This window comes from Lysobacter sp. M2-1 (assembly GCF_022662495.1).
In the GTDB taxonomy this organism is placed as follows: Bacteria; Pseudomonadota; Gammaproteobacteria; order Xanthomonadales; family Xanthomonadaceae; genus JAKPBU01.
Genome location: NZ_JAKPBU010000001.1, coordinates 1,390,033 through 1,402,587 on the forward strand (window position 1 = coordinate 1,390,033; position 12,555 = coordinate 1,402,587).

The 12,555-nt window shown below is 66.6% G+C and carries 9 protein-coding genes; 7 read left to right on the forward strand and 2 right to left on the reverse strand.

The window, feature by feature from the left end; translation table 11 throughout:
* The first annotated feature begins 106 nt into the window (after positions 1-106).
* From MC375_RS06085 to fghA, 6 genes are all read left to right on the forward strand, one after another.
* Complete coding sequence (locus tag MC375_RS06085; RefSeq protein ID WP_242102401.1) at positions 107-1,486, forward strand: glutamate--cysteine ligase; 1,380 nt, start codon at positions 107-109, stop codon at positions 1,484-1,486.
* Between the two features lie 84 nt (positions 1,487-1,570).
* A complete protein-coding gene (ppc, locus tag MC375_RS06090; protein WP_242102402.1) occupies positions 1,571-4,294 on the forward strand; it encodes a phosphoenolpyruvate carboxylase in 2,724 nt (907 codons plus the stop codon).
* Positions 4,295-4,433: 139 nt separating this feature from the next.
* On the forward strand, positions 4,434-4,718 hold the full coding sequence (locus MC375_RS06095) for a metal-sensing transcriptional repressor (protein ID WP_242102964.1): 285 nt from the start codon (positions 4,434-4,436) through the stop codon (positions 4,716-4,718).
* A 46-nt stretch (positions 4,719-4,764) separates the two neighbouring features.
* Positions 4,765-5,877, forward strand: coding sequence for an S-(hydroxymethyl)glutathione dehydrogenase/class III alcohol dehydrogenase (locus MC375_RS06100; protein ID WP_242102403.1), 1,113 nt, complete (start codon positions 4,765-4,767; stop codon positions 5,875-5,877).
* A gap of 139 nt (positions 5,878-6,016) precedes the next feature.
* Entirely contained in the window at positions 6,017-6,589 is a 573-nt protein-coding gene (gene gfa, locus MC375_RS06105) for an S-(hydroxymethyl)glutathione synthase (protein ID WP_242102404.1), read from the forward strand.
* Between the two features lie 94 nt (positions 6,590-6,683).
* Positions 6,684-7,514: an S-formylglutathione hydrolase gene (fghA, locus tag MC375_RS06110; protein ID WP_242102405.1), complete on the forward strand. Its 831-nt coding sequence runs from the start codon at positions 6,684-6,686 to the stop codon at positions 7,512-7,514.
* 6 nt (positions 7,515-7,520) lie between these two features.
* Here fghA and MC375_RS06115 read toward each other — a convergent pair whose 3' ends face one another.
* Positions 7,521-8,204 carry an adenine nucleotide alpha hydrolase gene (locus tag MC375_RS06115; protein WP_242102406.1) on the reverse strand — a complete coding sequence of 228 codons (684 nt, stop codon included), beginning with the start codon at positions 8,202-8,204 and terminating at the stop codon, positions 7,521-7,523.
* 363 nt (positions 8,205-8,567) lie between these two features.
* On the opposite strand from MC375_RS06115, the gene MC375_RS06120 reads away from it, so the two are divergent.
* Positions 8,568-10,520, forward strand: a complete 1,953-nt coding sequence (locus tag MC375_RS06120) for an NEW3 domain-containing protein (RefSeq protein WP_242102407.1) — start codon at positions 8,568-8,570, stop codon at positions 10,518-10,520.
* A gap of 131 nt (positions 10,521-10,651) precedes the next feature.
* Here the strand turns inward: MC375_RS06120 and MC375_RS06125 are convergent, their stop codons facing one another.
* Positions 10,652-12,409, reverse strand: a complete 1,758-nt coding sequence (locus MC375_RS06125) for a hypothetical protein (protein WP_242102408.1) — start codon at positions 12,407-12,409, stop codon at positions 10,652-10,654.
* Between the last annotated feature and the right edge of the window lie 146 nt (positions 12,410-12,555).

The window sequence follows — 12,555 nt, forward strand, 5'->3', positions numbered from 1 at the left end:
GCTGCGGACGGCGCGCGCCTGCTTTCGTCAGGCAGGCGGAGGCTATAGTGCCGCATCGCGACGGCCCGGCCCGCCCGCGCAACTGCATTCCCATCCGGTCGCCCGCATGTCCAGTCCCAGCAACGTCGCCGATTCACCCATCACCCATCGCGACCAGCTGGTGGAGTACATCGCCTCGGGCGGCAAGCCCAAAGCCGACTGGCGGATCGGCACCGAGCACGAGAAGTTCGGCTTCCAGCTCGACGACCTCAGACCGCCGACCTTCGACGGGGAGCGCGGCATCGAGGCCCTGCTCAAGGGCCTGACGCGGTTCGGCTGGGAGGAAGTACGCGAGCAGGTGGGCGATGCGCCGCCGCGCACCATCGCCCTGCTCAAGGACGGCGCCTCGGTCACCCTGGAACCGGCCGGCCAGCTCGAGCTCTCCGGTGCGCCGCTGCTGCGCGTCCATGACACCTGTTGCGAGGTCGATACCCACCTGCTCGAAGTCAAGACGGTGGCCGACGCGCTGGGCCTGGGCTTCCTCGGCATGGGGTTCCAGCCGAAATGGCGGCGCGACGACATGCCGTGGATGCCCAAGGGTCGCTACAAGATCATGCGGTCGTACATGCCCAAGGTGGGCGGGCTGGGCCTCGACATGATGACCCGCACCTGCACGGTGCAGGTCAATCTCGACTTCAGCGACGAAGCGGACATGGTGAAGAAGTTCCGCGTGTCGCTGGCCCTGCAGCCGGTCGCCACCGCGCTGTTCGCGGATTCGCCGTTCACCGAAGGCCGGCCCAACGGCTACCTGAGTTATCGCTCGCACATCTGGACCGACACCGACCCCGATCGCACCGGCATGCTCGACTTCGTGTTCGAGGATGGTTTCGGCTTCGAACGCTATGTCGATTACCTGCTCGACGTGCCGATGTATTTCTCCTACCGCGACGGAAAATACATCGATGCGTCCGGCAAGTCGTTCCGCAGCTTCCTGCGCGGCGAGCTCGACGTGCTGCCCGGAGCGCTGCCGACCCTGCGCGACTGGTCGGACCACATGACCACCGCCTTCCCCGAAGTGCGTCTGAAAAAGTACCTGGAGATGCGCGGCGCCGATGGCGGCCCATGGAACCGGCTGTGCGCGCTGCCCGCGTTCTGGGTCGGTCTGCTGTACGACGACGCGGCGCTGGATGCGGCCTGGGACCTGGTCAGGGATTTCAGCCTGGCCGAACGCAACGCATTGCGCGATCACGTGCCCAAGCTGGCGTTGAAGACGCCGTTCCGCAACGGCAGCCTGCGCGATCTCGCGCTGCAGGCGCTGCGGATTTCCGCCGCCGGCCTGCAGCGCCGCAACGAGCGCAACGCCAATGGGGCCGACGAGAGCATCTTCCTGACCCCGCTGATCGATTTCGCCGAAACCAACGAAACCCCGGCCGAGCGCAAGCTCAAGCTGTTCCATGGCGAATGGAACGGTTCGGTGGATCCGGTGTTCCGAGAGTTCGCCTACTGATCGATCCGGGCGCGGGCGCCGCTTCCGCGAGGCCGTTGGCCGGCGCATGCTGCACCGCGTCAAAAAAAGCGCTAGCCTGCGGGGATGAACCTTCCCCAGCCGGACGAACCGCTGCGCGGGCCGCTCGCATTCAGCCAGACCGATGCGCTGCTGCGCGACGACGTGCGCGAGCTCGGGGCGCTGGTCGGCGAGATCCTCGCCGAGCAGTGCGGCCCGGCCTTCCTGCGGCACGTCGAGGACATCCGCCGGCTGGCGATCGCGCGCCGCGAACAGCACGCCCCGGTCGATGCGCTGGCCGGGAGCCTGGCGCAGGTGACGCTGTCGGAAGCCGAGCAATTGGTGCGGGCCTTCTCCAGCTACTTCGGCGCGGTCAACCTGGCCGAGCGCGTCCACCGCATCCGTCGCCGCCGCGACTACCAGCGCACCGGTGCGGCGCCGCAGCCGGGCAGCCTGGAAGACGTGCTGCGTGGCCTACGCGATGCCGGCGTATCCCTGGCCGACCTGCAGGCCCTGCTGCCGCGGATGCAGGTCGAGCCGGTGTTCACAGCGCATCCCACCGAAGCGGTGCGGCGCGCGCTGCTGTTGAAGGAACACACCATCGTCGAGCGGCTGGTCGCCGATATCGATCGCACCCGTACCCCGCCGGAGCGTCGCGCCGACCAGGCCCGCATCCGCCAGTCGCTGACCACCGCCTGGCAGACCACCGAATCGCCCGCCCACCAGCCCAGCGTCACCGACGAAGTCGAGCACATCGGCTTCTACCTGGTGAACGTGCTGTTCCGGGTGCTGCCGGTGTTCTACGAAAGCTTCGGCGACGCAGTCGAGGCCGTGTACGGCGAGCGCATCGCATTGCCGCCGGTACTGCGCTTCGGCACCTGGGTCGGCGGCGACATGGACGGCAATCCGAACGTGGGCGCCGATACCATCCGCGCCGCGCTCGCCGCGCAGCGCAGCCAGGCGCTGGCCGCCTATCGCAGCGACCTGCGTGCGCTTGGCGACATCCTGACCCAGGGCAGCGCCCGCGTCGCGGTGGATGACGACATCGGGCGACGCACCGCGCGCTATCGCGCGATGTTGCCCGCAACCGAGGCCGAAGCGAAACCGCGGCTGGCCGACATGCCCTACCGCCAGCTGCTCGAGCTGATGCGCCTGCGCCTGGCCGCCACCGCCGGCGAAGCCAGCGGCCTGGGCTATCGCGATGCCGCCGACTTCATCGACGACCTCGAGGCGATCGACACCAGCCTGGCGCGCCACGGCGGCGAGCACGCGGGGCGTTTCGCCCTGCAGCGCGTGCTGTGGCGCGCGCGCAGCTTCGGCCTGCACATGGCCGCGCTCGACCTGCGCCAGGATTCTGCGGCGCACGACGAGGCGCTGGCGGCGCTGGAAAACGTCGACTGGGCTTCGCGTTCCCCAGCGCAACGCATCGCGCGCCTGCACGCGCTGATCGACGGTGCGCCGCCGGCATCGCCAGACGCGGAAGGCGCCTCGTCCACGCTGGCCGTGTTCCGCGCCGTCCGCGAGCTGCGCACACAGTTCGGTGAGCACGCCTTCGGCCCCTATATCATCAGCATGAGCCGCAGCGCGGCCGACGCACTGGCGGTGCTGGCGCTGGCGCGCATCGCCGATTGCATCGAAGGCGATGGACGGGTGCCGCTCGACATCGCGCCGCTGTTCGAGACCGTGGCCGACCTGGAAGCGGCGAATGGCGTCATGCGCGCATTGTTCGACGATCCGGTATATCGCCGCCATCTGGCTGCGCGCGGCGACCGCCAGGTGGTGATGCTCGGTTACTCCGACAGCGCCAAGGATGGCGGCCTGCTGGCCTCGCGTTGGGCGCTGCAACGCGCACAGGTGGAACTGCTGGAGCTGGCGGGCGCGGCCGGTGTGCGGATCGTGTTCTTCCACGGCCGCGGCGGTTCGGTCAGCCGCGGCGGCGGCAAGACCGAGCGAGCGATCATCGCCGCGCCGCGCGGCTCCATCGACGGCCGCCTGCGCGTGACCGAGCAGGGCGAGGTGATCCACCGCAAGTACGGGATCCGCGCACTTGCATTGCGCAACCTGGAGCAGGCTGCCGGCGCAGTGCTGCGCGCTTCGCTGCGCCCACGTGCGCCAGAACCGCGCGAGGCGCAATGGCGCACGATCGCGGCCGAACTCGCCGGCGTCTCCAGCGCCACCTATCGCGCGCTGGTCCACGAACGCGAGGACTTTCCGGCCTACTTCCGTGCCGCCACCCCGATCGACGTGATCGAGCGGATGCGGATCGGTTCGCGCCCCTCGCGCCGCCGCGACGGCGGCATCGGCAATCTGCGTGCGATCCCCTGGGTCTTCGCCTGGTCGCAGAACCGCTCCGGCCTGACCGGGTGGTATGGCGTCGGTACCGCGCTGCACCACGGCATCGCCACGCACGGTCTGGAGGCGATGACTGCGATGGCGCGTGAATGGCCGTTCTTCGCGGCGATGCTCGACGATGTCGAGATGCTGATGGCCAAGTCCGACCTCGACATCTTCGAGCGTTATTCGCACCTGGCCGACGATGCGCACGACGCGTTCTTCCCGGAGATCGCCGCCGAGTTCGCGCGCGCCCGCGACGCGATCCTGCAGCTCAAACAGCGCAATGCGCTGCTCGCCGGCGACTACCGGCTGAGCCTGTCGATCCGCCTGCGCAATCCCTACGTCGATCCGATCAGCGTGCTGCAGGTCGAGCTCCTGCGCCGCTGGCGCGCGGGCGACCGCCAGGACGACGCGCTTCTGCACGTGTTATTGGCCACGGTCAACGGGATCGCCGCGGGCATCCAGAACACCGGTTGAGGGCCGCCCGCGATCGCCCGGCCCCGCGGCCGGTCACGCCGCGCCCATGCGTTTTTCCCTGCTGGCCGTGCCGCGTCGCAGCGTGCACATCGGCCACGGCTACGTATACTCCCCGCCAGTATCCATCCGGGTCGCACCCTTGCCACATTCTCCCGAGGAAAAAAAACGCGCCATCACCCGCCTGCGCCGCATCCGCGGCCAAGTGGAGGGGCTGGAACGCGCGATCGCGGCGGGGACCGACTGCGGGCCGGTGCTGCAGCAGATCGCGGCGTTGCGCGGCGCGGTCAACGGCCTGATGGCGGACATCCTGGATGGTCACCTGCATGAGGAGTTCACCCAGGTCGCGGTCGATCCGAAGATCCGCAAACAGCACCAGGCGAGCATCGAACAGGTGATCGCACTGGTGCGTTCCTACCTCAAGTAATCCCTGAAGCGATTCCCCAAGTAATTCCTGTTCCGGAGCCGTGCCCATGAAATCCCGTGCCGCTGTCGCCTTCGCCGCAGGCGAACCCCTGAAGATCGTCGAGATCGATGTCGAGCCGCCGCGCGCCGGCGAGGTGCTGGTCAGGATCAGCCATACCGGCGTCTGCCACACCGACGCGTTCACCCTGAGCGGCGACGACCCCGAAGGCATTTTCCCCTCGGTGCTCGGCCACGAGGGCGCCGGCGTGGTGGTCGAGGTCGGCGAAGGCGTCACCTCGCTCAAGCCCGGCGACCATGTGATCCCGCTGTACACGGCCGAATGCCGCGAGTGCAAGTTCTGCAAGTCCGGCAAGACCAACCTGTGCCAGAAGGTGCGTGCGACCCAGGGCAAGGGCCTGATGCCAGACGGCACCAGCCGCTTCTCCTACGAAGGCAAGCCGATCTACCACTACATGGGTTGCAGCACCTTCAGCGAATACACGGTCGTCAACGAGATCTCGCTGGCGAAGATCAACCCCGAAGCGCCGCATGAAAAGGTCTGCCTGCTCGGCTGCGGCGTCACCACCGGTATCGGCGCGACCCGCAACGCCGCGCGCGTGGCCGAGGGCGACAGCGTCGCGGTCTTCGGCCTGGGCGGCATCGGCCTGGCGGTGATCCAGGGTGCGCGCCAGGCCAAGGCGGGCAGGATCATCGCGATCGACACCAATCCGGGCAAGTTCGAACTGGCCAGGTCGATGGGCGCCACCGACTGCGTCAACCCGAAGGACCATGACAAGCCGATCCAGGAGGTGATCGTCGAGATGACCGACGGCGGTGTGGACTGGAGTTTCGAGTGCATCGGCAACGTCAACGTGATGCGTGCGGCGCTGGAGTGCTGCCACAAGGGCTGGGGCGAGAGCGTCATCATCGGCGTGGCCGGCGCGGGCCAGGAGATCTGCACGCGCCCGTTCCAGCTGGTGACCGGGCGCGTCTGGCGCGGCACCGCCTTCGGTGGAGTCAAGGGCCGCACCCAGTTGCCGGGCATGGTCGAGCAGGCGATGTCGGGCGAGATCGACCTGGACCCGTTCGTCACCCACACCCTGCCGCTGGAACGGATCAACGAAGCCTTCGACCTGATGCATGAAGGCAAGTCGATCCGCACGGTGATCCATTACGACTGACCCGGTTCCCTCTCGCGCGAGCGGGAGAGGTCAGGACGGGGGCCGCCTTTCATTGCCGCGGCCACTCGCCCGGCGCGTCGCGCCACCCTTCTCCGCAGGCGGGGAAGGCTTCCTCCTTCGCAATGATGAGGAGTCCAGCATGGCTACGGTCCCGATCCATCCTGCGGTCGACAACGGCATCGTCAAGGGCGATCCCAACTTCGCCGGCGGCACGCTCGAATGTCATTGCGCCAGCGACAAGGTCGAGGTGAAGGTGGACAGCAACGTCGCCCACAACCACGCCTGCGGCTGCACCAGATGCTGGAAGCCGGAAGGTGCGGCGTTCTCGGTGGTCGGCGTAGTCCCGCGCGACAAGGTCACGGTGACCGCGCACGAGGAAAAGCTCGCGGTCGTCGACGACAAGGCCACCATCCAGCGCCATGCATGCAAGGGCTGCGGCACCCACATGTACGGGCGGATCGAGAACAAGGATCATCCGTTCTACGGGCTGGATTTCATCCATACCGAGCTTTCGCCGCAGCGTGGTTGGGAAGAGCCGCGCTTCGCTGCGTTCGTGTCCTCGGTCATCGAGGGCGGCGGCGCCCGGCCAGAACAGATGGACGCGGTGCGCGCCCGCCTGGCCGAGCTCGGCCTGCCGCCATACGACGCGCTCAATCCGCCGCTGATGGACGCCATCTCCACCCACATCGCCAAGCGCAACGGCGTGCTGTAAAGCTTGCCCCGGACCCGATCCGGGGGCGGGTCTCGACCCGCCGCACGGTGAGATGGAAGGCACGGCGGGTCAAGGCCCGCCCTACGAGGTCAACATGCAACAGCTCGAATCGCACGCCTGCTTCGGCGGTACCCAGCAGGTCTGGTCGCACCGCTCCGACGCGCTCGACTGCGAGATGAAGTTCGCGATCTACCTGCCGCCGCAGGTGCAGCAGGGAGCGGTGCCGGCGCTGTACTGGCTGTCCGGCCTGACCTGCACCGAACAGAACTTCATCATTAAGGCCGGCGCGCAACGCTACGCGGCCGAATACGGCATCGCCCTTGTCGCGCCGGATACAAGTCCGCGCGGCGCCGGCGTTGCCGACGCCGAGGGCTACGACATCGGCCTGGGCGCAGGGTTCTACGTCAATGCCACGCAGGCGCCATGGTCGGCGCATTACCGGATGTACGACTACGTGGTCGATGAACTGCCCGCGTTGGTGGAAGGCGAGTTTGCGGTTACGTCCGCGCGTGCGATCAGCGGACATTCGATGGGGGGACACGGCGCGCTGGTGATCGCGCTCAGGAACCCGGACAGATACCGCAGCGTGTCGGCGTTTTCGCCGATCGTGGCCCCGTCGCAGGTGCCCTGGGGCGAGAAGGCGTTCCGCCAGTATCTGGGCAACGACCGTGAAGCCTGGAAGGCCTACGACGCCACCGAGCTGGTGCGCGACGGCAGCGGCGACCTGCCGCTGCTGGTCGACCAGGGTGAGGCCGACGAATTCCTTGCATTGCAATTGAAGCCGCAACTGCTGCAATCCGCGTGCGAAGCCGCAGGCCGTCCGCTGAACTTGCGCATGCAGCCGGGTTACGACCACAGCTATTACTTCATCGCCAGCTTCATCGGCGAGCACGTCGCCCATCACGCGGCCGCGTTGAAGGCATAGCAATCCCTACGGCGATCCGGCGAGCAGGAAGTCGGTATAGGCGAAGCGGCCGTCGCGCAGTACGGTTTCACCGCATTGCAGCGCGAGCGGACGGGCGAACATCGGGCCGGCCCAGGCGCAGGTGTGGAACTCGCCGTTCTCGCCGCAGAGGTCGATGCCCGCAGGCAAGGCATCGAGCAGGGCGGCGTCGAATGCGCGGCCCGCGAACCTGGCGTCGAGCTGCGTGGTGTCCACGCAGCACACATGTGCGCGCAAGCCGCCGTCGATCATCTCCCGCGCCAGCATCGACGTGTCGCTGTCGAACAATGGGAACAGCGGCGTCCACCCCAGCGTCGCGCACAGCGTCTCGCGCCAGGCGCGGATGTCGGCCAGGAACAGGTCGCCGAATGCGATCGTTGCAAGGCCGGGCCAGCGCGTGCGGGCTTCGGCCAGACCCGCCGCGAAGCTCGCGACATAGGCCTCGTTGTCGGCATCGCGCGGGATCCGCGCTTCGATCACCGGCAATCCCACGGCGTCCGCCTGGGCATGCAACACCGCGGTGCGGATGCCCTGCATCGAGATGCGTTCGTATTCCGCGGTGATGGTACTCAGCAGCCCGACCACCTCGACTCGGTCGTGCCGGCGCAGCGCGTGCAAGGCCCAGGCCGCATCCTTGCCACCGCTCCAGGACAGTAGAACCGGTGCGCGCATGGCGTTCTCGCGGCGGGAATAACACAAAAATAACCGATCGTGCCGTGTTGTCGCAAAGCCGACGGAACGTCATACGACGTACGTTCTGCAGTTGCGAGGGCGGCCCGAACTGGGAACCAGTCCTCGGTCCGACATGGCAATCCTCCCCATAATACCGCCCGTCGGATACGCACGGCTTTGGGGAAGTGCGCATCCGCTGACGATGCAAGGAGGTGTCGGAACGGATCCCCCGGATCCAGTCCGGAACGCGCCTGCGCGTTCCGGCACCGGCCTGAAGGCCGGCGTCCAGAGCCCTCCACATCCGGTAGTTCGCCAATGCATTTGTCCCGCGCGTTTCGCCACGCAGGAAGATTCACTGCAGCCTTGCTTCTTCTTTCCGGCATCTTGGCCGGCGTCCCGGTCGGCGCCAGCCTGGCTGCAGCACCCGTCACCAGCACCGGCAAGCCGGTTGCCCTGGAAGGCGAACTCGACGTGTTGGTCGAAGACTATGCCGACGGTCGCAGCGTCACCCGGCACTTTCTCAAGACCACGCATGGCCGCGTCGAACTGAAGTTCGGCCGCAAGCCAACAACGCTGCTCAGCGGCACGCGCGTGCGGGTCCGAGGTCAACTGGCTGGTGGCACTCTGGCGCTGGACGATGGGTCGAGCGCCAACGTCGAGGTGGTCCAGGCCGCGCTCCCCTACACGATGGGCGAGCAGCGCACGGCCGTGATCCTGGTCAACTTCCAGGACGACACCTCACAGCCGGTCACCTCGTCCGCGGCGCACAGCCTGGTGTTCACCACGGTCAGCAACTTCTACCAGGAAGCCTCGTTCCAGCAGACCTGGCTCGCCGGTCAGACGTTCGGTTGGTACACGATCCCGGTGAGCAAGAGTGTTTGCGATACCGGCGCGATCTACACCGAAGCAGACAAGGCGGTCGCCGCCAGTGGCGCCGATCTGTCGGGCTACGGACGCAAGATCTACATGTTCCCGAGGAATGCCTGCGGGTGGACCGGGCTGGCCAACGTCGGCGGCTCGGTCACACGCGCCTGGATCAACGGTTCATTCACCCTGCAGGCCGTCGGTCACGAGCTCGGCCACAACCAGGGCCTGAGCCACGCGCACAGCCGCGACTGCGGTAGCGTCACGCTCGGCGGCACCTGCACCGTGAGCGATTACGGCGACGTCGCCGACATCATGGGCGCCGTACGCGTCGGCCACTTCAGTCCATTCCAGAAGGAGCTGATGGGTTGGCTCAACGACGGCGTGTCGCCGCCGATCCACACAGCCAGCACCAGCGGCCGTTATTCGATCGAACCCTATTCGAGCAGCAGCGTCGGTCCGAAGGCGATCAAGATCCCACGCGGCACCGACACCAGTGGCAGGACGCTCTGGTACTACGTCGAATACCGCCAGCCGATCGGCGCCGATGCGTCGATGGGTACGGTCGGCAATCTGACCAAGGGCGTGCTGGTCCGCCTGGCCACCGAAGGCGATCGCTACAGCAGCGACCTGCTGGATACGACCCCGGCCAGCTATTCGGGCAGTACCGGCGACTTCCAGGACGGCGCGCTGGCGACGGGCCAGAGCTACAACGATGCGGGCGCGGGTGTGACCATCACGCTTGCGTCCGCCGACACCACCGGCGCGACCGTTGACGTCACCTTCAGCGGCTCCACGCCGCCACCGACCTGCACGCGCGCCGCACCGACGGTGAGCATCAGCGGCTCGACCGCCGCCGTCGCCGCCGGCAGCACCGTCAGCTACACGGTGAGCCTGAGCAACAAGGACAGCAGCGCGTGCGCGGCGACGACGTTCAACCTGGCGAAGAGCATTCCGGGCGGTTGGACCGGGACGCTGGCCGCCGGCACGCTGAGCCTGAGCCCCGGCGCCAGCGGCAGCACCACGCTGAGCGTCACTTCGCCGAGTACCGCCACGGCGGCGGGCTATGGCATCGGCGTCGGTAGCAGCAGCGCGGTCGGTAACGCCCACACCGCGAATGCCTCGGCGATCTATACGGTTGCGAGCAGCGGCACATTGAGCGAAACCGTCGGCACCAACAAGACCAGCTACCTGCGGGCCGAGACGGTGTCGATGAGCGCGCTGGTGAAGAACAACGACGTGCCGGTGAACGGCGCCAGCGTGAAGTTCACGGTGACTTTGCCGAGCGGCAGCACCACGGTCATCAGCGCGACCAGCGGCAGCGACGGTTATGCGCGCGGCACGTACAAAACCGGCAAGGGCAAGGGCGCGATCGGCAGCTACACGCTGCGTGCCGACGCCACCAGCGGCAGCAGCACCGCGACGGCCAGCACCGGTTTCAGCGTGCAGTAGCCGCCGAACGCGGAAGAGCGACTGCAGAATGCAGCAAAAAAGAGGGCGGTGGAGGCAACTCCACCGCCCTCGTTCATTAGCACGACCGGGAAAGTCGTGCTGAAGGGCCTCATGCCCGTGCGCTCACCATATCAATGCACGGACTCCGATTGCGGCGGCGGACACAGCTTGCACTGGATGTTGTCAGTGTCGCTGGCTGCCACCTTGCTGATGGCGCCATCGGCGGATGCCAGTGCTTCGTTGCTGAACGTCGCTTCTTCAGGCTCCTCAGTGTCGTTGTCGGTGGCGGTCGGGATGTAGCAGTGGTCGATCGGCGTGATCGATGCGCCCGGCGCGAGTTCGCCGCCGCTGATCAGCGTAGTGCTCGGTGCGTTGGCCGGATCATCGACCAGTTCGATGTTGACCAGCTTTTCGTTCGAGGTGTTGGTCAGCGTGATCGTGTTGCACACCTGCGGTTGCAGGGTGCCATCGACCTGTACCAGCAGGACCGTCTTGCACTCCTTCTCGACGTCGATCATCGGGGTGACGAGCAGTTCGCAGGTGTCTTCGGAAGACATCTGGTAGCCGTCCGTGATGTCGCGAGTGCCGCCCGGGGATGCCGATGCACGCGCGGTGACGTTGTTGAATACCGTGCTCTTGGTGTGATCGCACTCCAAGGTGGCCGTGACCGAGGCGCCAGCGGCCAGTTCGCCTTCCAAGATCTCCTTCAGCTCGTCCTTGTCGAGGTCATTGTCGACCACCGGCGAAATCAGGCGGCAGGCCAGCACGCCCGTGTCCGCATCCGGGATTTCGATGTCTTCTTCAAACGCGGTGTTGAACACCGAGCCGAAGCCGTTGTTGGTCACGGTGACATCGAGCGTGGTGGTCAGGAACGTGCCGGTGGGATCGATCACCGGCGCCGTGCCGTCCTTGCACTTCTTGGTCACCAGGATGGAGCACAGGTTGAAGTCGCCCAGCGCGAAGTCCTTGAGTTCGGCAGTCTCAGAGTGCGAACTGCGTGTCTCAGCCATGAAGCTGGAGAAACACACTTCACCCAGTAGTGCTGTGATGTCGATGCCGCCTTCGTAGAAGCTTTCCTGCGGGAAGGTGCCAGCGGGGCCGGACTTGGGCGTGTAGTTCCACGGGGCGGGTTGCGGACTGTTGTTGGTAGTTGCACATGCCGTGTCGCCATCGGTGCACACGGTGGTGCCGTTGGCCGCGGCGAAGGCAATCTCCTGCAGGTTGCCGAAATCGCCGCTCCCGTCGCCGACCCACTTGAAGATCTGGATCTCGCTGCTGCTGCCGCCCTGGACGAAGTCGACCTGGATCAGCAAGTCGTTGACGATGTGCTCGCCGTCGAAGCCGCCATTGTTGAGGGCCACATCATCCTGGAAGAACCAGAAGCCCAGCGCGGCGTCGCCGTTGTTGGCAAAGCGGTCGGCGCCGAAGTAGATAATGAGGTGGTTGGGCGTCGTCGGATCGTCGTCGTGGTCGACGGAGTAGGGCTTCGCGTAGGCGTTGGTGATGTTGTCCTTGTCAGGAGTGACTTTGGAGGTCATGCGCTCCCAGGTGAGGATGGTGTCGATGTCCTTGTTGCTGCCCTTCCAAGCGCTGGTTTCTTTGCCACCGGCGGCGTTGGGTCCGTCGTTGACGAAGGTCTTGTCTGGGCCGGGGACGGGAACGCCGTTGACGATAGGAGCCAGCGCAGAGTCCCAGTCGTCCAGGGCACTGGTCTTCACGGCGTTGCCATCCAGCTCAAATGGGGAATTCAGGAGGGGAGATGCATCGTCATGCACTGCTTGGGCTGGCTGGGGCGCAAACACCATGACGCTGGCCAACACCAGGCCAATGGCGATACCCAAGGTGGCGGTCAGCCAGCTGGGCTTCCAGTTGAAGGTTTGATTGGCCATGTTCGTAGTCCTCGCCGGTTTGGGGGGCGCAGCCGCCCGGACAGACCGGGCTGCGGGCGCTGGCACAGTGCGGCGCAGGTCGGGGGGAAAAAATCCTGATATCGGGTGATGGGGGATGTGACCGGTTCTGTGGAGCGACGGCGTTC

Coding starts and splice junctions, on each gene's coding strand:
- MC375_RS06085 (WP_242102401.1), top strand. CDS start 107: ATGTCCAGTCCCAGCAACGTCGCCGATTCACCCATCACCCATCGCGAC.
- ppc (WP_242102402.1), top strand. CDS start 1,571: ATGAACCTTCCCCAGCCGGACGAACCGCTGCGCGGGCCGCTCGCATTC.
- MC375_RS06100 (WP_242102403.1), top strand. CDS start 4,765: ATGAAATCCCGTGCCGCTGTCGCCTTCGCCGCAGGCGAACCCCTGAAG.
- gfa (WP_242102404.1), top strand. CDS start 6,017: ATGGCTACGGTCCCGATCCATCCTGCGGTCGACAACGGCATCGTCAAG.
- fghA (WP_242102405.1), top strand. CDS start 6,684: ATGCAACAGCTCGAATCGCACGCCTGCTTCGGCGGTACCCAGCAGGTC.
- MC375_RS06115 (WP_242102406.1), bottom strand. CDS start 8,204: ATGCGCGCACCGGTTCTACTGTCCTGGAGCGGTGGCAAGGATGCGGCC.
- MC375_RS06125 (WP_242102408.1), bottom strand. CDS start 12,409: ATGGCCAATCAAACCTTCAACTGGAAGCCCAGCTGGCTGACCGCCACC.